The organism is Butyricicoccus faecihominis, assembly GCF_024462775.1.
Lineage (GTDB): Bacteria > Bacillota > Clostridia > Oscillospirales > Butyricicoccaceae > Agathobaculum > Agathobaculum faecihominis_A.
Genome location: NZ_JANGCE010000050.1, coordinates 1 through 22,088 on the forward strand (window position 1 = coordinate 1; position 22,088 = coordinate 22,088).

20 protein-coding genes are annotated in these 22,088 nt (G+C 56.8%); 12 read left to right on the forward strand and 8 right to left on the reverse strand.

Annotated elements, in window-relative coordinates:
* The first annotated feature begins 208 nt into the window (after nucleotides 1-208).
* From NE562_RS16900 to NE562_RS16930, 7 genes are all read left to right on the forward strand, one after another.
* Entirely contained in the window at nucleotides 209-1,297 is a 1,089-nt protein-coding gene (locus tag NE562_RS16900; protein WP_280963592.1) for a type II secretion system F family protein, read from the forward strand.
* 90 nt (nucleotides 1,298-1,387) lie between these two features.
* Complete coding sequence (locus NE562_RS16905; protein ID WP_280963593.1) at nucleotides 1,388-1,786, forward strand: type II secretion system protein; 399 nt, start codon at nucleotides 1,388-1,390, stop codon at nucleotides 1,784-1,786.
* 135 nt (nucleotides 1,787-1,921) lie between these two features.
* Nucleotides 1,922-2,722: a prepilin peptidase gene (locus tag NE562_RS16910; protein ID WP_280963594.1), complete on the forward strand. Its 801-nt coding sequence runs from the start codon at nucleotides 1,922-1,924 to the stop codon at nucleotides 2,720-2,722.
* A gap of 15 nt (nucleotides 2,723-2,737) precedes the next feature.
* The gene (locus NE562_RS16915) at nucleotides 2,738-3,085 is read left to right on the forward strand and encodes an endonuclease domain-containing protein (protein WP_280963595.1); all 348 of its coding nucleotides are present in this window, start codon (nucleotides 2,738-2,740) and stop codon (nucleotides 3,083-3,085) included.
* A 200-nt stretch (nucleotides 3,086-3,285) separates the two neighbouring features.
* Nucleotides 3,286-4,359: a pilus assembly protein PilM gene (gene pilM / locus NE562_RS16920; RefSeq protein ID WP_280963596.1), complete on the forward strand. Its 1,074-nt coding sequence runs from the start codon at nucleotides 3,286-3,288 to the stop codon at nucleotides 4,357-4,359.
* 16 nt (nucleotides 4,360-4,375) lie between these two features.
* Entirely contained in the window at nucleotides 4,376-4,990 is a 615-nt protein-coding gene (locus NE562_RS16925; protein ID WP_280963597.1) for a hypothetical protein, read from the forward strand.
* On the forward strand, nucleotides 4,990-5,580 hold the full coding sequence (locus NE562_RS16930; protein WP_280963598.1) for a hypothetical protein: 591 nt from the start codon (nucleotides 4,990-4,992) through the stop codon (nucleotides 5,578-5,580). Before NE562_RS16925 ends, NE562_RS16930 begins: the two co-directional genes overlap by 1 nt.
* A gap of 110 nt (nucleotides 5,581-5,690) precedes the next feature.
* On the opposite strand, the gene acrA is transcribed toward NE562_RS16930, so the two are convergent.
* Genes acrA through NE562_RS16945 form a run of 3 tightly spaced genes read right to left on the reverse strand, consistent with a single transcriptional unit; the run spans nucleotide 5,691 to nucleotide 8,795 of the window.
* On the reverse strand, nucleotides 5,691-6,806 hold the full coding sequence (acrA, locus tag NE562_RS16935; protein WP_280963599.1) for an acryloyl-CoA reductase electron transfer subunit beta: 1,116 nt from the start codon (nucleotides 6,804-6,806) through the stop codon (nucleotides 5,691-5,693).
* A gap of 18 nt (nucleotides 6,807-6,824) precedes the next feature.
* Nucleotides 6,825-7,625, reverse strand: coding sequence for an acryloyl-CoA reductase electron transfer subunit gamma (acrB, locus tag NE562_RS16940; protein WP_280963600.1), 801 nt, complete (start codon nucleotides 7,623-7,625; stop codon nucleotides 6,825-6,827).
* An 18-nt stretch (nucleotides 7,626-7,643) separates the two neighbouring features.
* A complete protein-coding gene (locus NE562_RS16945; protein WP_280963601.1) occupies nucleotides 7,644-8,795 on the reverse strand; it encodes an acyl-CoA dehydrogenase in 1,152 nt (383 codons plus the stop codon).
* A gap of 331 nt (nucleotides 8,796-9,126) precedes the next feature.
* On the opposite strand from NE562_RS16945, the gene asnB reads away from it, so the two are divergent.
* From asnB to NE562_RS16960, 3 genes are all read left to right on the forward strand, one after another.
* Nucleotides 9,127-10,674, forward strand: a complete 1,548-nt coding sequence (asnB, locus tag NE562_RS16950) for an asparagine synthase (glutamine-hydrolyzing) (protein ID WP_280963602.1) — start codon at nucleotides 9,127-9,129, stop codon at nucleotides 10,672-10,674.
* A 143-nt stretch (nucleotides 10,675-10,817) separates the two neighbouring features.
* A complete protein-coding gene (locus tag NE562_RS16955) occupies nucleotides 10,818-12,719 on the forward strand; it encodes an acyl-CoA dehydrogenase family protein (RefSeq protein WP_280963603.1) in 1,902 nt (633 codons plus the stop codon).
* A gap of 18 nt (nucleotides 12,720-12,737) precedes the next feature.
* On the forward strand, nucleotides 12,738-13,946 hold the full coding sequence (locus tag NE562_RS16960) for an FprA family A-type flavoprotein (protein WP_280963604.1): 1,209 nt from the start codon (nucleotides 12,738-12,740) through the stop codon (nucleotides 13,944-13,946).
* Nucleotides 13,947-14,490: 544 nt separating this feature from the next.
* Here the strand turns inward: NE562_RS16960 and NE562_RS16965 are convergent.
* Nucleotides 14,491-14,787 carry a DUF6809 family protein gene (locus NE562_RS16965; protein WP_280963605.1) on the reverse strand — a complete coding sequence of 99 codons (297 nt, stop codon included), beginning with the start codon at nucleotides 14,785-14,787 and terminating at the stop codon, nucleotides 14,491-14,493.
* Nucleotides 14,788-14,929: 142 nt separating this feature from the next.
* Nucleotides 14,930-15,205: a hypothetical protein gene (locus NE562_RS17845; protein WP_330646070.1), complete on the reverse strand. Its 276-nt coding sequence runs from the start codon at nucleotides 15,203-15,205 to the stop codon at nucleotides 14,930-14,932.
* A gap of 303 nt (nucleotides 15,206-15,508) precedes the next feature.
* Here NE562_RS17845 and NE562_RS16975 point away from each other — a divergent pair, with 303 nt between their 5' ends.
* Together NE562_RS16975 and NE562_RS16980 are read left to right on the forward strand one after the other, a co-directional pair.
* Nucleotides 15,509-16,774 carry an ethanolamine utilization protein EutH gene (locus tag NE562_RS16975; RefSeq protein WP_280963606.1) on the forward strand — a complete coding sequence of 422 codons (1,266 nt, stop codon included), beginning with the start codon at nucleotides 15,509-15,511 and terminating at the stop codon, nucleotides 16,772-16,774.
* A 54-nt stretch (nucleotides 16,775-16,828) separates the two neighbouring features.
* Nucleotides 16,829-18,472, forward strand: coding sequence for a putative manganese-dependent inorganic diphosphatase (locus tag NE562_RS16980; RefSeq protein ID WP_280963607.1), 1,644 nt, complete (start codon nucleotides 16,829-16,831; stop codon nucleotides 18,470-18,472).
* Nucleotides 18,473-18,646: 174 nt separating this feature from the next.
* Here the strand turns inward: NE562_RS16980 and NE562_RS16985 are convergent, their stop codons facing one another.
* From NE562_RS16985 to NE562_RS16995, 3 genes are read right to left on the reverse strand one after another with little or no spacing between them, the layout of a single operon-like run.
* Nucleotides 18,647-19,579: a sugar phosphate isomerase/epimerase family protein gene (locus tag NE562_RS16985; protein ID WP_280963608.1), complete on the reverse strand. Its 933-nt coding sequence runs from the start codon at nucleotides 19,577-19,579 to the stop codon at nucleotides 18,647-18,649.
* 13 nt (nucleotides 19,580-19,592) lie between these two features.
* Entirely contained in the window at nucleotides 19,593-20,591 is a 999-nt protein-coding gene (locus NE562_RS16990; RefSeq protein ID WP_280963609.1) for a sugar phosphate isomerase/epimerase family protein, read from the reverse strand.
* A 42-nt stretch (nucleotides 20,592-20,633) separates the two neighbouring features.
* Entirely contained in the window at nucleotides 20,634-21,794 is a 1,161-nt protein-coding gene (locus NE562_RS16995; RefSeq protein ID WP_280963611.1) for a Gfo/Idh/MocA family protein, read from the reverse strand.
* Between the last annotated feature and the right edge of the window lie 294 nt (nucleotides 21,795-22,088).

A 22,088-nucleotide genomic window follows, 5' to 3' on the forward strand; every position in this document is an offset into this window, starting at 1 on the left:
CCATCAGACCCGCGCTTCGCGCGGCCCAGCTTCCCCTCGTCGGGGGAAGCCCAAATAAAGGAGGTGACCCCTTATCAACACATTCAAATACAAAGCGCAATCCGCGTCCGGTAAGACGGTCACCGGCGTGATGGAGGCCTACGACGAATTTGACGCGGTATCCCGCATCAAAGCCACGGAATGCCCCATCGTCCTGTCGATTGCCGAGGTGCAGGAGGGCAAAGGCAATATCCTCACCCGCGACATCGGCGGCCCAAAAAAGATAAAAGAAAAGCAGCTTGCCCTTGTTTGCAGCCAGTTTTCTATTATTATCTCGGCGGGCTTGCCCATGGTTCGTTCGGTTGAGCTTGTTGCCGATCAAACCACGGACAAAACGCTACACAAGCTTTTAAAGCAAGTGGCCGGGGACGTTGCCGCCGGTAATTCCTTGGCGGACAGCTTTGAAAACAAGGGCGGCAAGCAACTGCCCATTACGTTTATCGAAACCATCCGCGCGGGCGAAGAATCCGGTACTTTGGAGGAATCCTTTCGTAAGCTTTTCGTTTACTTTGAAAAATCCTCTAAAACACGCGCAAAGGTTACCAGCGCGTTGATTTATCCCGCATTTCTATGCGTGCTTTCCGTTATCGTAGTGGCGATTATGATGGTAAAGGTTATTCCGATGTTTACTAGCATGTTTGATAGCATGAATATTGATTTACCACCCATGACTGCTATTATTATCGCTGCGTCTGATTTTATGGTGCGCGCTTGGCTGCCCTTGCTGCTTGTGGTCGCTGTACTTATTTTTGCATTGAAAATTTGGAGCAAAACGCCAAACGGAATGAAGTTTTTTGCTATTCTGAAACTCAAACTGCCTCTTGTCGGGCGTGTGCAGCGCATGAACGCGGCTTCGCAATTCGCTAACACCATGTCGACTATTCTAGCCGCCGGTATGCCGATGACACGCACAATTCAAATAACCGCTAAAGTGCTTGACAATTATGTGATCGGCATGCAAGTCGGTGATATGGTCGGCGGCGTGGAAGAAGGTATCCGTTTAGGGCAATGCGTTAAGCAATGCCCGTGGTTTCCGCCCCTGCTTACCGAAATGACCGGCGTGGGTGAAGAAACCGGCTCGCTGGAAAACACGCTTACCATTATAGGCGACTATTATGATAACGAAGTGAATCTTGCCGTTGAACGCGCACTGTCCATGCTGGAGCCGATCATTATTTGCGGCATAGCCGTTATCGTTGTGATCGTTGTTCTCGGCTTCTATCTGCCTATGTTCTCTATGTATAACAGTATGGCTTAACTTACGGTTTCTAACGGACGCTCTTGCAACCCAGTGTCCGGTCGAAATATAAACTACATTTCCCGAACAGATAAAAGGAGGAGAAAGATTATGTTTGCAAAACTTTGCGCAAAGCGCAATAAGAAGGGTTTTACCCTTGCGGAACTGCTGATCGTCGTTGCTATTATCGCTGTTTTAGTTGCGATTGCAATTCCGACTTATACTACACAATTAGATAAGGCCCGCGAAGCGGTTGATCGTTCCAACGCGCGCGCCGGAAGCTCGCTTGCAGTGGCTGCTTATCAGCTTGATGGAGAGAAAAATACCGTTGTCTATAGTGTTCTCCTAGACGCTAACAAGAATTTAACTGTAAGTAAAACTGGTAGCGCTATGACAGGCGTTAGTAGCACTTATGACACCATACCACTTAAAGTAGAAGTAAAGGATGGTGAGGTCACCAAAAATGCTTGGGGCGCGCTTATCGGCTCAACAGATGGCGAATTTAAATGATTATTGTACTGCCACTGGGTTGCGGCAGTAACACCCGGCTTGAACGCCGGGCGGGAGTTATTCTGTTTTAGAATAGCTCCCGCATGGCGTTCAATTACCAAAGCATACTATTTCTTTAGGAGGGAACGGCAGCTTATGACTTTTTTAACGCCTGCCGTATTCGCCTACCTCCTGTTCCTCACCCTGCTGCTCGGCCTTGTCTTTGGCTCGTTCGGCAACGCTTGGGCGTGGCGAATCGTGCACGGTGAGAAAATCTCACGCGGGCGGTCGCACTGCGCGGAATGCGGGCACGTGCTCTCCGCGCTTGACCTGATTCCGCTGTTCAGTTATCTATTCCTTCGCGGCCGCTGCCGCTACTGCGGTAAAAAAATATCGCCCCGCTATCCCATTGCGGAGGCAATCTGCGCGGCCATTTTCCTATCGTTCGTCCTGCGCTATGGGCTGACGCTGGAGGCGCTGGAATACTGTGTATTGGGTTTTCTGCTGTTCGTGCTGTCGCTTGTGGATTTTGATACTTGTATCATCCCGGACCGGTTTCTCGTGCTGGGCGCGGCGAGCTTTGTCGCCTTCACCGTTCTCCGTTCCGGCTCTATCGGCCATGACCTGCTTATGGGCCTGACCGGCGGCCTTGCGCTTGCCGTGCCCATGCTGCTGCTCGTCCTTCTGGCCGATCATATCATGAAACGCGAAACCATGGGCGGCGGCGATATCAAGCTACTGTTCGTCCTTGGCCTTTACACCGGCCCGGCGGCCGGCCTTTTCATGATTATCATCGCCTGCGCCGTCGGCCTTGTTTTCGCCCTGCTCCCCGCCGTGCGCGGCAAGGACGCTGAAAACCCCCGCGCCATCCCCTTCGGCCCCTCGCTCGCCATTGCCGCTTGGATCACCCTGCTGTTTTCCGAACCGTTTCTGGCATGGTACTTTGGGCTGTTTTGAGAGGATGTGATGATTATGTCCCAAATACAGCGTGCCCGAGCGCTTCGCGCCAACGCAACGCCTTGGGAGAATAAACTATGGTACGAATATCTTCGTGGCTGCCCCACCCGGTTTCGCCGCCAGCAGCCAATTGGCCCTTATATCGCGGATTTCTACTGTTCCAAGGCCAAACTGATTATAGAACTGGATGGCGGCGGTCATTTTAACCAAGACCAGCAGCAATATGATCAAAACCGCGATGCTTATTTTAGACAAAATGGTATTATAACGATTCGGTTCCTGAATACCGATATTGATAAACGGTTTTATGAAGTATGCGACACCATACATAAAACTGTTCAGCAGCGTATCAACGCCCTTTAGCCTTCCCCCCACGAGGGGAAGGTGGCGCGCGCCGCAGGCGCGTGACGAAAGGGGGGCTTAACGAATAGCGCACTTTAAGACAGCCACGCACATCAATGCTGCCAATTCATGCGCCCCCCATCAGTCACGGCTTCGCCGTGCCAGCTTCCCCTCGTCGGGGGAAGCCCAAAGTACGCCCCATAAGGAAAGGACTTTTCACCATGCCAAAACAAATTATCGGCATTGATATCGGCGACTGCAACGTCAAAATGGCGGTGTGCTCGGCGGGCGCCGTGCAGCGCATGGCTGTGCACGAGCTGCCGGAGAACATGGTCACCGGCGGGCGCATCCTTTCGCCCGATTCGATGAGCGAGTTCCTGAAGGATATGAAGCGCACGCACCATATCCCCGGGCGCGACGTCGCCGTAATCTTGCCCGAGCAATCGGTCTTTTTCCGCCAGCTTTCCATGCCCGCCATGACCGCCGATCAACTGAAAATAAACCTGCCCTATGAATTCCGCGATTACATAAACCGTGAAAAGGACAAGTATTTTTATGATTACGCGGTCGTAGACCGAACGGATGATAAGGACGGCGTGCCCGTTGAGTTTGAGCTGACAGCCGCCGCTGTTTTAAAGGAAACGATATCTGAATACCGGGATATGTTTCGCCGCGCGGGACTGAAGCTGCGTGTGGCCCTGCCGCAGGAAATGGCATGGTCTAATTTGTTGCGTAACTATGAGGAAAAGTACCCTCTGTCCGGTGAGGGGACGGTTCTTCCGTCAGGAAAAGAACCGTCCCCTGCCGGCGACGGTACCGCCGCCGACGAACCGCAAGAGCGCGAATATTGCCTGCTCGATATTGGCCACACGGCCACGCGCCTGTACCTGTTCCATGGCCGCCGCCTTGAAATGAGCAAGCTGATCGACAACGGCTGCTCGCTGCTGGACGCGGCCATCGCGGAGACCATGGATGTGGACCAGCACGTGGCACGCGTATACAAGCAGACCAATTATGAAAACGCGCTGGACGCGGAAGCCTGCCAGAACGTTTACGGCGCGATCGCGCTGGAAGTGATGAAAGCGCTCAATTTCCACTCCTACGAGCACCGCGACAACCATTTGGAGACCGTGCATTACTGCGGCGGCGGCTCGCGCATCGCCCCGTTGATCGAGGCGATCGGCGGCGCGATCGACCTGCGCCTAGTCAGCATCGAATCGCTGCTCCCCTCCCTGCCCGACGAAGCGGAGGACGCGCTCAGCTGCGCCGCCGCCATCGGCGCGACACAGCAGTAAGGGGGGGCGCAAAGCGATGAAGATGACGAAAAAGAAGCTGATCTATCCCTCTAAGACCTCGCTCAACCTCGCCATACGCGAGCGCACGATCAACAGCCCCAGCCGCATCATTCCGCTCACCTTGCTTGTGGCGCTGCTGATCTTTGCTTTTGCGAAATTCGCGGTCGTTGACCGGCTGTTGCAGGTAAGCGCCGCTCAAAGCGAGGTAGACGGCTTGCGCAGCCAGCTTGACACGCTCAATGAAGCGAACGCGGGCTATGAAGACTTGCTCACAGAATACGCGCGCAACTCCTCCGGTTGGATGAGCGCCGAAGAGGTCGCGCTGGTGGACCGCAACACGGTGTTCGACCTGCTGCAAACCGCCGTGCTGCCCTCGGCCAATTTGCGCGATATGTCGGTCAATTTGAACGTGCTTTCGCTTAACCTGACAAACCTATCGCTGCGCGACGCTTCGACCATCGTGAACCGTCTGAAAGCGCGCGACGATGTGATCGACGTGATGGTGTTCACCGCCGGTTCCAAGGCGGAGGGCGCGCTGGACCAGACCCGCAAGGGCTCGGTTTCCATGACAATCGCGCTCACGAACGGCTATCCCATGCCGAGCGAGACCGAGGAAGGGGGCGGGAACTGATGATGTATCGCAGCTTTACCACACGCGAAAAGGTGCTGATGCTGATCCTCGCCATCCTGATGTGCGGCTTGGCGTATTATTATGTGATCCATTTGCCGGTCACCACCCAGCTCACCCAGCTTACCACGGAGAAAAGCGAGATCGAGACCGAAATGCTGATCGCGCAGGCCAAACAAATGCAGATACAAAACATGCAGAGCGAGCTGGAGGAGCTTGCCGCCGCGCCGGGCGGGCCGATGGCCGCTGTGCCCGAGTACGACAATGTGCAAAATGTAATGAATTTATTGAACCAAACGCTCGCGGGCACGCTTGATTACAGCGTGCGCTTTCAGCAGTTTGATCTAAGCGCGCAATTTGTCCGCCGCGTGGTCACGCTGACGTTCACCACGCCGGATTACAATCAGGCTAAGGCCACGGTGCAAACCCTTGCGGCTGCCCCCTACCGCTGTCAGGTAGGTAATTTAAGCATTGGCGTAAGCGAGCAGGGCGTGACCACCGATATGACGATCACCTTCTTTGAAGCGCAATCGAATTACGTTGCCCCGCCTGCTGTGGATGAAACCGCGGGTGAGGAAGAACCGGCGGCGTAAACAGCGCGCCTCCGGTCACTCGGCCGTTTGACGAATTGCCGTGCGGCTCACCATCCAATAAAAAAATCCCCATCGCCGCGGCGATGGGGATTTTTTTATTATGTTTGCTCTTACTTAGCAGCCTTGACAGCCTTAACAGCGTCGATCATCATGGGAACAACCTTGAACAGGTCGCCGCAGATGCCGTAGTCGGCTACGTCGAAGATCGGAGCGCCGTCGTTCTTGTTCACAGCAACGATGCACTCGGAATCCTGCATGCCGGCCTTGTGCTGGATCGCACCGGAAATGCCCAGCGCCACATACAGCTTCGGATGTACGGTCTTGCCCGTCTGGCCTACCTGATGGTCGGCGGACAGCCAGCCCGAATCGATTGCCGCACGGCTGCCGCCCACTACGCCGCCGAACTGGTCAGCCAGCTCATGCGCCAGAGCGATGCCCTTATCGATATCCTTGGAGATACCGCGGCCTACGGATACGACTACCTCGGCGCCGGTCAGGTCGACCAGTTCCTTGGCTTCCTTGACAACTTCCAGTACCTTGGTCTGGATGTCCGCGTCGGATACCGCTACGTTCAGCTTTTCTACCTGTACGGCGGCAGCCTTCGCTTCGTCGTACTCGCCGCGCTTCAGCACGCCCGGGCGTACCGTAGCCATCTGCGGGCGGAAACGCGGGCAGATGATCGTTGCCATCAGGTGGCCGCCGAATGCCGGGCGGGTCATCTTCAGGTTGCGGTCCGCGCGGTCAAGCGCGTCGATCTGCTCTACCGGAAGCGTGGAAGCTTCCTTCAGGAATGCCGCGTACTTCTCTACGTCCACATCGAGGTGGGTGCAGTCTGCCGTCAGGCCGGTGTGCAGGCGAGCTGCGCAGCGCGGACCGAGGTCACGGCCGATGTTGGTCGCCGCGATCAGCATGATCTCCGGCTTCTTGTCCATTACAACGTCGCAAATGACCTTTGCAAAGCCGCCGGTCGTGTATACGCCCAGCTTTTCATCCGCACAGACATAGACCTTGTCGGCGCCGTACGCGCCCAGTTCCTTCTCCATGCCGGCTACTTCCTCTTCGGAGCCGATCAGCAGACCGCAGAGCTCTACGCCCATGTCGTCCGCCAGCTTACGGCCCTCGGAGATCAGCTCAAGCACCGTCGGCTGCAATTTGCCCTGACGCTGCTCACAGAATACCCATACGCCGTGGAAATCGGCGATGTTGGTGTTATTGAAATCAGCCATTTTCGTTTCTCCTTTCAATTAAAGAATGTGCTTCTTCAGAAGCTCAGCCGCAAGCGTTTCGCAGGTAGACTTTTCAGCGCCTTCCAGCATAACGCCCTTGCCCTTCTGGGGCGGCGTGAACGACTTGAAGATGTTTGTCGGAGAACCCTTCAGGCCGATGGTGTCCAGCTCGATCAGCGGATCGTCCTTGAGCGTGTTGTAATCATAGATCGATACCGGCTTGGCATAGCAATCCATGATACCGCCGAGGGACATGTAACGGGGAGCGTTCAGCTCCTTGATGCAGGTCAGCAGGCAGGGGGTCTCGGTCTGGATGGTCATGTAGCCGTCTTCCAGCATACGCTTAACGGTAACGGCAGAGCCTTCCACCTTGATATCAGCCGCATAGGAAACCTGCGGGATGCCGAGCTTTTCAGCGATCTGCGAACCGACCTGAGCGGTATCGCCGTCGATCGCCTGACGGCCGCAGAAAACGATATCATCGTCGTCCAGACCGACCTTCTTGATGGCGGCAGCCAAGATCTGGCTGGTCGCAAAGGTATCGGAACCGCCGAACTCGCGGGCGGAAACCAGAACGCCTTCGTCAGCGCCGCGCGCGATCAGCTCGCGCAGCATGCCTTCTGCCGGAGGGGGGCCCATGGTAACGACAACGACCTTGCAGCCGGTCTCGTCCTTGAGCTTCAGAGCGGCCTCAACGGCGTTGAGGTCGTCGGGGTTGGTGATGGTTTGCATCGAGGCACGGTTCAGGGTGCCGTCCGGATTAACCGCAACCTTACCGGAGGTATCCGGAACCTGCTTTACACATACAATAGCTTTCATGTTCTTTCCTCCTCCTTCTTAGCGCAGAACCTGACCGGCGATGACCATTCTCTGAACCTGAGAAGTGCCTTCGTAGATCTCGGTGATCTTGGCGTCGCGCATCATGCGCTCCATCGGGTACTCGCGGATGTAGCCGTAGCCGCCGTAAATCTGCACGCACTTGGTGGTAACGTCCATAGCGACTTCGGAAGCGTACAGCTTGGCCATAGCGGCTTCCTTGGTGAACGGCAGTTCATTGTCGTGGTTGAAAGCGGCGCGGCGCACCAGCAGGCGGGCGGCGTCGATCTGGGTGTACATATCGGCCACCATCCACTGCAGGCCCTGGAACTTATCCAGCGTCTTGCCGAACTGTACGCGCTCCTTCATGTACTGGATCGCCTTGTCCAGCGCGCCCTGCGCGATGCCGAGAGCCTGAGACGCGATGCCGATACGGCCGCCGTCCAGCGTCATCATAGCGATCTTGAAGCCGCCGTTTTCCTTGCCGAGCAGACGGTCCGCCGGGAGGTGGATGTCTTCAAAGATCAGCTCGGAGGTCTGGCTGCCGCGGATGCCCATCTTGTGCTCGATCTTGCCGATGGAGAAGCCCGGATCGTCCTTGTCGACGATAAAGGCCGAAATGCCCTTGTTGCCCTTGGACTTGTCCGTCATAGCGAAAACAACGTATGTATCCGCGCGGCCGCCGCCGGTGATGAACACCTTGGAGCCATTGAGGATGTAGGAGCCGTCTTCCTGCTTGATCGCAACGGTCTGCTGCGCGGCGGAGTCGGTGCCGGCGTTGGGCTCGGTAAGACCGAACGCGCCTACCTTAGCGCCTTCCTTGGGCTCGATCAGCGGACGGAGCCACTTTTCCTTCTGTTCCGGGGTGCCGAAGTGATAGATCGGCCATGCGCCCAGCGTGCCATGCGCGGACATGATGCCGCCCGTGGTACCGCAAACGCGGCTCATCTCCTCGATCGCGATCGAGTAGCAGATGTAGTTGCCGCCGGAGCCGCCGACTTCCTTCGGGAACTGAATGCCCATCAGGCCGTACTTCATCAGCTTCTGAACGGTTTCTTCCGGGTAGCGTTCCTGTTCGTCGATCTCCGCGGCGATGGGCTCAACTTCGTTGAGCGCGAACTCGCGGCACATCTTTTGGAACATTGCTTCCTCTTTCGTAAGCCTAAAATCCATGCCATAAACCTCCCAAATAATATTCGCAGAGCGCCCGGCGTGACGCGGTTTTTCCGCCCCCGAGGGGTGTGTTCCAGAGCGCCCAGCTTTGGAGCATGTCTATTTCTATTATATCGTGCGGGCGGAATATGTCAAGGATTTAACAGAGTTTTTTCCGGTGAAAATCGTCTCTCAAATTTAAGGAACTTGCTATAATTTTACCCTGCGACAAATCGGGCCCAAACATTGCATTTCGTAATCACCCAGCAGCCGCGCCGCGCGCATAATCCCCGCGCCTTCGGCATACAAAGGATGGTAGACCAGAAATGGAGAATAAAGGAGGAACGATCCTATGTGTGGAATCGGCGGCTTTGTCGATTATGACCGGGACGCGCGTGAAAGCAGCGTGATCGCGGCCCGCATGAAACGCACCCTGACCCCCCGAGGACCCGACGCGGAGGGGGAATGGTGCGATCTCGACGCATGCCTCGTACACCGCCGCCTGATCGTCATAGATCCGGACGGCGGCAAACAGCCCATGTGCTCCCCGGACGGGAACACGGTTTTGGTATATAACGGAGAGTTATATAACACAGAAGATATACGCAGAGAGTTGCTCGCGCAAGGCCACAGCTTTTTAGGCCATTCGGATACCGAGGTGGTGCTACACGCGTTCTTAGAATGGGATGTGCGGGCGTTTGAACGCTTCAACGGCATTTACGCCTTCGCCCTGTGGCAGCAAAGCGAACGGCGGCTCATCCTGTGCCGCGACCGGCTGGGCGTCAAGCCCCTGTTCGTGTCGCACACCAAGGGCGGAATCGTGTTCGGCTCGACGATCGGCACCGTGCTGTGCCACCCCGAGGTCGAGCCTGTGATCGACGCGGACGGCCTGCGCTCGCTGCTGCTGCTCGGCCCCGCCAGACCGCCCGCTTCCGGCGTGTTTCAGCAGATCGATTCCGTGCTGCCCGGCCACTACGCCATTTTGACGCCCGAGCGGTATATCGACCGCGCGTATTGGAAGCTGGAAGCGCACGAACACCCGGACGATCTCGCCGCAACCATTGCGCGCACGCACGAACTGATCTGCGACGCGACCACGCGCCAGCTTGTTTCCGATGTGCCGCTCGCCACCTTTTTATCCGGCGGGTTGGATTCTTCGATTCTTTCCATGCTGGCGGCCAAGGATTACGCGACGCGCGGCGAAACGCTGCATACTTGGTCGGTCGACTACCGGGACAACGCGCGCTACTTTGAAAAAAGCCGTTTTCAGCCGAATAGCGACAGTGAATTCATCGGCATGATGACCGATTTCCTCCATACCGAGCACCACAACGTCATTTTAGAGCCCGAAGCCCTGTGCGCCGCTTTGTTGCCCGCGACCGACGCGCGCGATCTGCCCGGCATGGCGGATGTGGATTCCTCGCTGCTGCTTTTCTGCGGGCAGGTGAAAAAGGATTTCACAGTTTGCCTTTCCGGCGAGTGCGCCGACGAGCTGTTCGGCGGCTACCCTTGGTACCACCGCGAGGAGATCTTGTTTGAGGATACCTTCCCCTGGTCGCGCTCGGTCGATCTGCGGCTCGGCCTGCTCGCGCCGGGCGTGGTCTCCGATGGCGCGGACTTTGTGCGCCAGCACTATCTTGATACCTGCCGCGCCGCCGATAAGCTGCCCGGCGATAGCAAAAAGGACGCCCGCATGCGCGAGATGTTCAAGCTCAATCTCGATTGGTTCATGGCAACGCTGCTCGAACGCAGTGTTACAAAAGAATACTATGCCGCCACCCCCTTTCCTATGCCGCTTTTTATTTTGAGAATATTTCTCAAAAAGGAATTGACACGTCACTTCTTTTGTGCTATTGTAATAAATATAAAGACAAATATCTCTTTCAAGTTAGTTATTTAGCTACATTGCATCAATAAAATATACCTTTTATATCTACTTTAAACAAGTTTGATCCTTTTCCCCTTTTGACGCATGGATCGTATGCCCCAAATGTATACTATTTTAATCCGAAATTATAAGAGAACAGCAAAGGAGGCAATGTTATGTACTACCAAACAACCGATCAGCACGAGGAGCTGCGCGCTAAAATACGCGCCTTTGCCGAAGCAGAGGTAAAGCCAATCGCTTTTCTGCTGGACAAAGAAAACCGTTTCCCTCGCGAGATCGTTCAGCAGATGGCGAAAAACGGCTGGATGGGCCTGCCCTACCCGGTCGAATACGGCGGCGCGGGGCTGGATGTGAACAGCTATGCGATCGCCGTGGAGGAGCTTTCCCGGGTGGACGGCGGCGTGGGCGTTATTTTGTCCGCGCACGTGTCGCTCGGCAGCTATCCGATCTTCGCCTTTGGCACGGAGGAGCAAAAGCAGAAATACCTAACCCCGCTCGCCAGCGGCGAAAAGCTGGCAGCGTTCGGCCTGACCGAGCCGAACGCCGGTTCGGACGCGGGCGGCACCGAAACCACCGCCGTGCTCGAAGGTGACCACTATGTTTTAAACGGCAACAAGATTTTCATCACCAACGGCGGCGAGGCCGACACCTACGTCGTTTTCGCGGTCACCACGCCGGATATCGGCACGCGCGGCATTTCGGCCTTTATCGTGGAAAAGGGCTGGGAGGGCTTCACCTTTGGCGACCACTACGACAAGCTGGGCATCCGCTCGTCCGCCACGGCGGAGCTGATCTTCAACGATGTGAAGGTGCCGAAGGAAAACCTTTTGGGCAAGGAAGGCGAAGGTTTCAAGATCGCCATGGCCACGCTGGACGGCGGCCGCATCGGCATTGCCTCGCAGGCGCTCGGCATCGCGCAGGGCGCGTTTGAATCCGCGCTGGAATACGCCAAGGAGCGCGAGCAGTTCGGAAAGCCCATCGCGTTTCAGCAGGTCATCTCCTTCAAATTGGCCGATATGTCGACCAAGCTGCGCGCGGCGCGGCTGCTGATCTACTCCGCGGCCGAGCTAAAGGAACACCACGAGCCCTACTCGGTGGAAGCCGCGATGGCCAAGCAGTACGCCTCCGACGTGTGTCTTGAGATCGTCAACGACGCCTTGCAGATCTACGGCGGCAACGGCTACCTCAAGGGCATGGACGTGGAACGCTTCTACCGCGATGCGAAGATCACCACTATTTACGAGGGCACCAACGAAATCCAGCGCGTCGTTATCGCCGCGCATTTGATCGGCAAGCCCCCGAAGGAGGGCGCGCCCGCCAAAAAGCGCGGCCCCATCACCGGGCACCGCAAAAAGATGGTATTAAAGGAAGGCAGCGCGGAGGAGCGCGTGACCGCGCTGGTTGAAGCGCTGCAAAAGGATGGGTACGATTTCACCGTCGGCATCCCGCTCGACACCCCGATCACACAGGCCGAACGCGTCGTTTCGGCGGGCAAGGGCATCGGTGAAAAGGAAAACATGAAACTGATCAAGGCGCTGGCCGAGCAGGCGGGCGCGGCGATCGGCTCCTCCCGCCCGGTGGCGGAAACGCTCGGATATGTGCCGCTGAACCGCTATGTCGGCATGTCGGGCCAGAAATTCAGCGGCAACCTGTACATCGCCTGCGGCATTTCGGGCGCGGGCCAGCATCTCAAGGGCATCCGCGAAGCGTCCACCATCGTTGCGATCAACAAGGACGCGAACGCGCCTATTTTCAAGAATTGCGATTACGGTATCGTCGGCGACCTGATGGATATCCTGCCGCTGCTGACGGAGGCTCTTGACAACGGCGAACCCAAGAAGGAAGCGCCCCCGATGGTCAAGATGAAGCGCGCCAAGGCCCCGAAGCCCGCGCCGGTCGGCAAGTCCTATGTTTGCGGCGGCTGCGGCTACGAGTACGACCCCGCTCTTGGCGATCCCGAAGGCGATATCGCGCCCGGCACCAAGTTTGAAAAGCTGCCCGAGGAATGGATTTGCCCCGAGTGCGGCGAAGCGATCGATCAATTCATTGAAGCGTAACGCAAAGGAGGAATTACCATGTATTGTGTCCGCAATGTGACGGAAGACCTGTATTGGGTGGGCGGCAACGACCGCCGGCTGCACCTGTTTGAAAATATCCACCCCATTCCGCGCGGGGTATCCTACAACTCCTATCTGCTGCTCGACGAGCAGACCGTTTTGTTCGACACCGTGGATTGGTCGGCCTGCCGCCAATTCCTTGAGAACATCGAGCACGTGCTGGCCGGGCGAAAGCTCGATTACCTTGTCATTAACCACATGGAACCCGACCACGGCGCTTCGATCGAGGAAATCCTGCTCCGTTACCCGGAAACCCGCGTGATATCGACCGAAAAAGCCTTTATGCTGATGCGCCAGTTCGGCTTCCATGTCGACGGCCGCATGGAAGAGGTCAAGGAGGGCGATACCCGCACCTTCGGCAGCCACACGGTCACCTTTGTCGCCGCGCCCATGGTGCACTGGCCCGAGGCCATGGTCACCTTTGACACGACAAACGGCGTTTTGTTCGCGGCGGACGCGTTCGGTTCGTTCGGCGCGCTGGACGGCAAGCTGTTCGCGGATGAAGTGAACTTCGACCGCGACTGGATCGACGACGCGAGACGGTATTTCACCAATATCGTCGGCAAATACGGCCCGCACGTGCAGCTTTTGCTCGGCAAGGCCGCGGGCATCCTAGACCAGATCAAGTTCATCTGCCCGCTGCACGGGCCGGTCTGGCGGAAGGATTTAGGCTACTTTATCGATAAGTACGACCATTGGAGCCGCTACGAGCCCGAGGAGCAGGGCGTTATGATCGCCTACGCCTCGATGTACGGCAATACCGAAGCCGCCGCGAACGCCCTTGCCACCAAGCTGTGCGAAAAAGGCATGACGAACGTCGTGATGTACGACGTTTCCAAGACCCATGTCTCCTACCTGATCTCGGAGACCTTCCGGCTGAGCCATGTCGTGCTCGCGTCGGTCACATATAATCTGGGCATTTACCCGGTGATGCACAATTATTTAATGGATATGAAGGCGCTGAACGTGCAAAAGCGCACCTTCGCCATCATCGAAAACGGCTCGTGGGCCTGCAAATCGGGCACCTTGATGCGCGAGTTCCTCGAAAACGAGCTGAAAAACTCGACCGTGCTCGACGAGCAGCTCTCGCTGCAAAGCTCGCTGCATGACGACGCGGCCCCCGATCTCGACACCCTTGCCGATGCGATCATCGCCTCCATGAAATAGGCCCTTTAAAAAACCTCCTTTGCCAAAAGCCAGCGCCGCCGGCACTCTGCCGGCGGCGCTGGCTTTTGCGTTATTCTTCTCCGTAGGAGGCTTGCTGCGCTCGCAATAAAAAACGCGGCGGTAGCCGCGCGACGTGCCGAGGGCGGCACGCCCTACAACCCATGGCTTTGCTTCGCTAAAAATGAGATTATTGCCCACCTGCCGAGTAGGGCGCGACGCCCTCGGCGCGCCGAGAACGAAGCGCCAACGCATGCGGGCGCGCTAATCAGGCCGGTCCGGCCGGACGGAGTAACCCATCCACTGAATCCCTAGGCACCCGATTTGGCACACGCCGACCCGTACAAAAAACTAAAGGACGGCTCGGGCCGCTCCCAGACAGGAGAAGGGAAAGAAATGGAGTCCCAAGGGGAAAGGAAAACCGTCAGGTGTTCCTTTCCCCTTGGCCCCTGCGGCGGGAGCCGCGTTTTTCATTGCGCGCAAAGCGAGCCTCCTACTATAAACCGAGGATGGCGACGAAACGCGTTTCGTCGCCACCCCTCTTGCACTATTCTTCTCCACCCGAGAGCAGTTTATCGCTTTCGAGGAAAACCTCGGTCGTCATCAGCACGCCGATTTTGTACCCATCCACAAAACGTTCCGTACTGGTCAACGCATTGACCAAGCTTTGTGCGCCCGCCATCTCCACAAACAGCTTCTTTTCTGATTCTCCTAACGAAGCCAGCAGCGCGCTCTCCGCATCGGTCAACCGTTTCAAAGCCCGTCCAAATTCCGAATCTCGCTTAAAAAATCGGGTCCCGGGCAACAAATTATCATTTGCAAATGCTTCCAGCATCTTTCCCATAGACTTTTCGTCCTTTCGATGTCTGTTCACATCAGCCTTGCAAGAGCGAACCGCACAGTGTATAATATTTGTGCGAGCTGCCCTTGTGGCAGTTGTGCGTGGGAAGTGGTATTTCTTCTGGTTGGGAGGGTGCCACTTCCTTTTATTTTTCACTGGACAAAAGCAGAGCTAGGCCTTTCCGTATTGCTTCCGTTCGTGCAATTTTATGTTTTTCACAATACGCAAGTAAGGCCTTATTCATTTCTTCATCAAAACGAACCTTAATACTATAATTCTTGGGATTCTCTGCTTTTGGCCGTCCGGTTCGTGGACTCAGTTTCATCACCTCACTTTTTGCACTCCACATAATCATTATAAATACCGCACTCCAAAAAGTCAATACTAAGATACAGTCAAGATGAACCACCACTATGCTCATCCTAATAATGTCCTTTAGTTAAGAATTTTTCATATGTTTGTCATCCTGAGCGGAGCGAAGGATCTCGCGCGAACGCGCGATCCCACCGTAAAATCGCGCGTTCGCGCGAGATTCTTCGTCACTACGTTCCTCAGAATGACATGCAATAAAACTTAGCTTAATGACCTTGATGCTCCCTCCCCCCGTTGGACTAAAAAACAGAAGTTCTTTGCAATATTTCGGATGTGCGCCAAATCCCGTTGACGGCGGGCGCGGCGTACTTTAATTTAAAGGGATAAGACAACAAGAACTGGGGGGCAAAATATGTTTTCCGACTTAATACAGGAAGTCACCAATTGGACGCCTTTTGTCGAAAGCATCCGGCACTATGCGGCAAACCTATCGATCAACTCCGTCATTGTGACGATCATGATGATCTTTATGCTGCTGGGCGCGATCGACAAGGCGCAGGGCAACAAACGCGGGTACGGCGCGGCGTTTGACGAAGGCTTTCACGCCATGGGCCCGCTCGCGATCGCCATGGTGGGCGTGATCGCCGCCGCGCCGGTCATCAGCATGCTGCTGCGGCCGATCATTGGGCCGATCTACGAAATGCTGGGGTCCTCCCCCTCCATATTCGCCACCACGCTGCTGCTGGCCGATTCCGGCGGCTATTCGCTGGCGGTCGAGCTGGCCGGACAGGATATCGTCATGGGGCAGTTCGCGGGGATCATCGTGGGCTGTACGATGGGCTGCATCCTGCTGTTCGATATTCCGGTCGCGCTCAACCTGCTGCAAAAGAAGGACCGCCCCGTGCTGGCCTGCGGTATTCTGGTCGGTACGATCACCGCGCCCGTCGGCTGTCTGGTGGGCGGCGTTATTATGAACCTCACCACGGATTACCATATGCCCATGACCGTGATGCTGCTGAGTCTGCTGCCGGTCATTCTGGTCGCGGCCGCTTTGGCCGCCGGGCTGTGGTTCAAACCCATCGCACTGATGAACGGCTTTGCCAAATTCGGCGCGTTCGTGACCGGGCTGATCGCTATTTTCGTCGCGCTCGCCGTTTTGCAGGAAAAGACCGGCATCCACCTGCCACTGTTCCGCCTGATGGTGGAGGAGGGCGCAAACGGGATTTCCCCGCTTGCGAACAGCATTACCATTTTGGGCGACATCGCCTTTATCCTGCTCGGCGCGTTCCCCATGGTGGAATGGATCAAGCGCCATTTTGGCGGCAAGCTGGCAAAGCTGGGCGGCAAGATCGGCATCAACAAGGAAGCCTCGGCGGGCATTGTGGCCACACTGGCCAATAACATCCCCGCTTTTCAAATGGTAAAGGACATGGACCCCAAAGGCAAGCTGTTAAACATTGCGTTCGCCTCCTGCGCGGCGTTTATGTTCGGCGATCATCTGGGCTTTGTGGCGGGCGTGAACGAAACCATGATCGTGCCCATGATCTTCGCCAAGCTGGCCTGCGGCATCAGCGCGCTGGTCTTGGCAAACCTGCTGGCGCCGCAGCTGCTGGCCAAGGCGGAAAAAGCGGGCGAGCAGGCCGCGCGGGAAGAAACAGCGGAGGCAAGCGAGGGCTAACGGCAAGACCCATTTTTCCACCGTCGTATGAGAGGCAAAGGAGCGAGCAACGAAATGAAACCCATTCTCGTGATCGGGCATAAAAATCCGGATACGGACTCCATCTGTTCCGCCATCTGCTATGCCCATTTAAAGCGCATGCTCACCGGCAAGGACTATATCCCCTGCCGCGCCGGGCAGGTCAACGCGGAAACCAAATATGTGCTCGACTGCTTTGACATCGAGCCGCCGCGCTATTTAAGTTCACTCAATCCACGCCTGAGCGACGTGCAGTACCGCGACGTCGCCGGTATCGGCGCGCAGATGTCGCTGCGGCGCGCGTGGGAATACATGAGCGAAAAGGATATTCAAACCATATCCGTGGTGGATGAAAACAACTATATCCAAGGCATTCTCACCTTCAGCGATATCGCCCGCTTCTATATGGAGGACCAAGGCGCGGACGCGCTGGCGGAGGCCAAAACGAGCTACCGCAACCTAGTGGATGTTTTGAACGGCGAGCTGGTGATCGGCGACCCGGAGCAGCAGCTTGAGCGGGGCAAGGTCGTGGTCGCCGCCGCCAACCCGGATGTGATGGAGGAATATCTCCACGAACACGATATCGTCATTCTGGGCAACCGCTATGAATCCCAGCTTTGCGCGATCGAAATGAAGGCCGGCTGTATCATCATCGGCCTTGGCTCCAAGGTGTCCCGTACGATCAAAAAGCTGGCAGCCGAGGCCCATTGCGCGATCATCGCCACGCCGATGGACACCTATAGCTGCTCTAAGGTGATTAATCAGGCGGTCCCCGTGCAGCACGTCATGCGGCGGAGCGGCCTGATCACCTTCCGGCCCAGCGAGCTGGTCGAGGATGTGAAAAAGACCGTATCCAAAAAGCGCATCCGCTACTATCCCATTCTGGCCGACGACGGCAAGTACATCGGTATGGTCTCGCAGCGCAACCTGCTGGATATTGAAAAGCAGGAAGTTATTCTGGTAGACCATAACGAACGCGACCAGTCCGTGGACGGCATTGGGTCGGCGCGGATCACCGAAATCATCGACCACCACCGCATCGACGCGATCGAGACCAGCAATCCGATCTATTTCCGCAATCAGCCGCTGGGCTGCACGGCGACGATCATCGCGCAGCTTTATCAGGAAAATCGCGTGGAGATCACCCCAGCCATCGCGGGCCTCCTTTGCTCCGCGATCCTGTCGGATACGCTGATGTTCCGCTCCCCCACCTGCACGCCGGTGGATCGCCGGACCGCGGAAACGCTGGCCGAAATTGCGGGGATTGATATCAAGAGCCACGCGGTCGCCATGTTCCGCGCCGGTTCGCAGCTCATCGATCGCTCCATGGACGAGATTTTCCATATGGACTACAAGTATTATCAGGTGCGCGGCAAGCGCGTGGCGATCTCGCAGGTGACGAGCGTCAATCAAGAGGAGCTGGAGGAGATTCAGCCCCAGCTGTTGGAATACATGCAAAACTGCCTGCCCACCTCCGGGCTTGCCATGCTGTTTGTCATGCTGACCAATATTATCGAAGAGACCACCGAGTTGCTTTTTGCCGGGCAGGACGCCGCCGAGATCGTCCGCGCGGCGTTCCAGCAGGACTGCGATACGAATTCCTGCCTGCTTACCGGCGTCGTGAGCCGAAAAAAACAGCTGGTGCCGCCCCTTTTGACCGCGCTCGAAGACGAGGACTGAGCCGAAACCTTTTTAACAAAAATATGCACCAAGGGCCTGCCGCAAAACAAGAATAACCATGTGTCATTCTTTCATTTTGCAGCGGGCCCTTAAAATTTTCAGGCGTCCATGCGAACCGCATGGACGCCTGAAGATAAAGAAGAAAGAAAAATGAGAGGGTCTTAAAAAAAGTCGTCAGCGCGGCAGGATGATCTGGCCGAGCGGCATTTTAGGGCCTGCGTTCGCGCCGAGCAGCAGCTCTTCGAGCATTCGCTTGGTGTGCTTGCCGTCTTGGATCGCGCGCTCCGGGAAGCCGAGCGGGTTGAAGGTTGCGATAGTGTCCTCCGCCTCGCCGAAGCCCAGCTCGCGCAGGGTTTCAAAGCAGGCGTTAAAGTCCACGTCGCCGCTGCCGATTTCGCCGATGTGCGCATGGCAGCGCACGGTGCCGTCGGCGTACAGCTCGGACGGGTTGATGTTATAGCGGAACAGCTTGGTGTAGTTCCATGTATCCGCCACGATGATGTGCTTTAAGTGGCGCTGCGTATATTTCAGCATGGACGCGATATCGCCCTTGCCGCCGTCGTAATGGAAGGTGTGCGGAATAGAATACAGATAACCGAGCGCCGGGCTGTCATAAGAACGGATGATGTCGTAAGCGTCGTTATTGCGCTCGTAAAAATCGTTGGGATGAGCCTGTACGTCAAGACGCATGCCCTTGCTCTCGAGCAGCGGCACCAACACGTCGAGCGAGCGCATCAGCTTGGCTTCGCAAAGCTCGGAACGGCTGCGGTCGCCGCCCAGCTCGGTGTTGAACACCTTCACTTCCATCATTTCGGCGATCTCGATCATGCGCTTCCAGCAGTCGATCGCGTATTCGCGCATGAATTCGTCCGGGTGCTCGATGCGGAAGCCGGTTGTCAGTGACGCGATTTCCAGCCCTTCTGCGTCGATCGCCTTTTTGTGCCACATGACCTCTTCGTTGGTCGCCTTGGGGCGCTTCCAGAAGCCCGGAAAATCCGCGTTATAGGGCGAAATGTAGTGGTAGCCCGCTTCCGCCACCAGATGATAGGTCTCTTCATAGGTCATGCCGGTCGACCAGAACGCGCTGGTATCAAATGTAATCTTCATAAGAAAGCTCCTTTCACTTCAGCATGGTTTCATGCAGGAACGCCGCCGATTTACGAATGGCGATCAGGTTGTTGGGCATGAGCGGGTCCTCGACCTCGATGCAGACCGGGCCGTGGTAATCGCCCGCCGCGAGGGTACCGAAGAACTCCTTCCACCAGAGTTGATCGTGGCCGTAGCCGACCGCCACGTAGTTCCACACGCGGTTCGCCGCGGGGCCGTTATACGCGCCCAGCTCGTATACCTCGGTGCCCTTGATGTGGGGATTGAGGCGGGTATCCTTGCCGTGCACGTGATAGATCGCCTTTTCCTCGCACAGCTTGCGGGCGATCATCATCGGGTCGCCGCCCATGAAAAACAGATGGCTCGGATCGAGGTTTAGGCCGATGATCGGGCCGACCGCGTTTCTCAGATGCATCAGCGTGCCCACGCTGAACACCATGTTCATCGGATGGTTTTCCAGCGCGATGGTTTCCACGCCGCTGGCCTTGGCCAGATCAGCCGCCTTGCTCCAGAAATCAATGGTAACGTCCCACTGGTACTTTAAAACGTCCTCCATCTCGGGCGGATAGGTATGGATGACCCAGTTCAGCGCCGTGTCCGTCGGGCTGCCCGCCGGCAGGCCGGACTGCGAAACCACATGCTTGACGCCCAGAAGCTCGGCCAGACGCATGGTGTTCATCACGTCGGGGCCGTGGCTCGCCCAGCGCTCGCCGGGGCCGACCGCGTTGGCCGAGCAGTTCAGCGCCGCGATCTCAAGCCCACGGCTTTCGATGGCGTGCAGAAACTCCCGGCGCGCCTCCGCGCTCTTTAACAGCTTGTCCATATCGAGATGGGGCGCGCAGGAATAGCCGCCCGTGCCAAGTTCCAATACCTCAATGCCCATGCTGACCGCTTCATCCAGCACCTGCTCGAACGACAGGTCGGGCAGGCCGTCCGTAAACAGGCCCAGCTTCATTGGGTTCGGGTTGAACGCGGCAACCGGCATATCAAAATCTTTGGGATCGATGCTCATAGCGATTCTCCTTTTATATGTAGCGTCATGATTGATTCAGCATTAATATTCGACCCAAGCGGAGTCGTGATCGGCGGATTCGACGCACTTTTCGACCCACTTGACGCCCAGCACGCCCGCGTGGATATCGGGATACCAAAAATCGATTTCTTCGCCCTTGTCGCATTTGTCGATCGCCTGCGCAAAGCGGGCGTACAGATTGCTCCAGGATTCAAACAGGCCCTCCGGGTGGCCGCCGCCGATGCGATCGTCCTCGGTCGCCTCGGGATACAGGTAGCCCGCGCCGCGCTGCATCACGCTCTGCGGCTGGCCCTGCACCTCGTAAGCGAGCTGGTTCGGGTGCTCCACGTCCCACGCGATCGAAGCCTTTTCGCCGACGATGCGGAACCGCGCGCCGAACTCGGAACCCGCGTTGACGCAGCTGGACCAGATGTAGCCGACCGCGCCGTTATCGTATTCCATGATGGTCATGGCGTTGTCCTCCAGCGGCTTGCGGCTTTCCACAAAGGCCTGCTTGGAGCACATCAAACGGCGAATCTTCATTTCCGGCATCATGGCTTCGGAAAGATAGATCAGGTGCGTGCCGACGTCGCCCAGCACATAGGCGGGGCCCGCCTTCTTCGGGTCGACGCGCCACGCGGTCGAAGCCGAATTTTTCTCCACCGCCACATTGTGCGCGCCATGCGCAAACTGCATGTTGACGATACGGATTTTGCCCAAATCGCCGCGCTCGATCATCCGGCGCGCCTGCTCGATCATCTGGTGGCCCGCGTAGCCGTAAGAAACGAACATGATCTTGCCCGTTTTTTTGACCAGCTCTTCCAGCTCCCGCGCTTCCTCGGTGGTGAAGCACAGCGGCTTTTCGCAGTATACGTGCAGGCCCGTGTTCAGCGCGGCCCGCGCAATTTCAAAGTGCGTAAAGTTTGGAGTCGCGATCGAAACGGCCTGTATGCCGTCCGGGCGCTTCGCCTCCTCCGCGAACAGGGTCTTGTAATCCGGATAGCAGCGCTCCGGGGCAACGTGCAGCTTTTCGCCAAATGCGCGGCCGCGCTCCGCGTCGATATCGAACGCACCGGCCACGAGCTGGAAATTAAAATCCCTGAGCGCCGAGGAACGGTGGATGTAACCGATCTGGCTGCCCTTGCCGCCGCCCACCATGGCCCAGCGGATCGGCTCATTAACTTTCTTTTCTCCGTAAATCATATAACTCACCTTTCTAAGCAGTTATCATCGCGTAAACGCTTGTTTCCCTTGCTTTCGAGTAAATTATATCTGTTTATCCGCATTTTGTATTACCAATTCCTGCTCTATTGCCCGCCGTCTCGCCCGCCATTTCGCGCTTTTTTCAGGGCCGATTGCAATTTTTTGCTCTTGCCCTTTTATCCCCTCCGCAAAGGACCAACAGGCCGCAAAAAGGACCGCTTCCAATCGGAAGCGGTCCTCAGCTTGTCAAAGAACCCCTTCGCGCCGCAGCGCGCATAAAATAGGATTTTGCCG

Coding starts and splice junctions, on each gene's coding strand:
- NE562_RS16985 (WP_280963608.1), bottom strand. CDS start 19,579: ATGAAGATTACATTTGATACCAGCGCGTTCTGGTCGACCGGCATGACC.
- NE562_RS16930 (WP_280963598.1), top strand. CDS start 4,990: ATGATGTATCGCAGCTTTACCACACGCGAAAAGGTGCTGATGCTGATC.
- asnB (WP_280963602.1), top strand. CDS start 9,127: ATGTGTGGAATCGGCGGCTTTGTCGATTATGACCGGGACGCGCGTGAA.
- acrB (WP_280963600.1), bottom strand. CDS start 7,625: ATGAAAGCTATTGTATGTGTAAAGCAGGTTCCGGATACCTCCGGTAAG.
- NE562_RS16945 (WP_280963601.1), bottom strand. CDS start 8,795: ATGGATTTTAGGCTTACGAAAGAGGAAGCAATGTTCCAAAAGATGTGC.
- NE562_RS16980 (WP_280963607.1), top strand. CDS start 16,829: ATGAAACCCATTCTCGTGATCGGGCATAAAAATCCGGATACGGACTCC.
- NE562_RS16915 (WP_280963595.1), top strand. CDS start 2,738: ATGTCCCAAATACAGCGTGCCCGAGCGCTTCGCGCCAACGCAACGCCT.
- NE562_RS17845 (WP_330646070.1), bottom strand. CDS start 15,205: ATGAGCATAGTGGTGGTTCATCTTGACTGTATCTTAGTATTGACTTTT.
- pilM (WP_280963596.1), top strand. CDS start 3,286: ATGCCAAAACAAATTATCGGCATTGATATCGGCGACTGCAACGTCAAA.
- NE562_RS16995 (WP_280963611.1), bottom strand. CDS start 21,794: ATGATTTACGGAGAAAAGAAAGTTAATGAGCCGATCCGCTGGGCCATG.
- acrA (WP_280963599.1), bottom strand. CDS start 6,806: ATGGCTGATTTCAATAACACCAACATCGCCGATTTCCACGGCGTATGG.
- NE562_RS16975 (WP_280963606.1), top strand. CDS start 15,509: ATGTTTTCCGACTTAATACAGGAAGTCACCAATTGGACGCCTTTTGTC.
- NE562_RS16905 (WP_280963593.1), top strand. CDS start 1,388: ATGTTTGCAAAACTTTGCGCAAAGCGCAATAAGAAGGGTTTTACCCTT.
- NE562_RS16925 (WP_280963597.1), top strand. CDS start 4,376: ATGAAGATGACGAAAAAGAAGCTGATCTATCCCTCTAAGACCTCGCTC.
- NE562_RS16955 (WP_280963603.1), top strand. CDS start 10,818: ATGTACTACCAAACAACCGATCAGCACGAGGAGCTGCGCGCTAAAATA.
- NE562_RS16910 (WP_280963594.1), top strand. CDS start 1,922: ATGACTTTTTTAACGCCTGCCGTATTCGCCTACCTCCTGTTCCTCACC.
- NE562_RS16960 (WP_280963604.1), top strand. CDS start 12,738: ATGTATTGTGTCCGCAATGTGACGGAAGACCTGTATTGGGTGGGCGGC.
- NE562_RS16990 (WP_280963609.1), bottom strand. CDS start 20,591: ATGAGCATCGATCCCAAAGATTTTGATATGCCGGTTGCCGCGTTCAAC.
- NE562_RS16965 (WP_280963605.1), bottom strand. CDS start 14,787: ATGGGAAAGATGCTGGAAGCATTTGCAAATGATAATTTGTTGCCCGGG.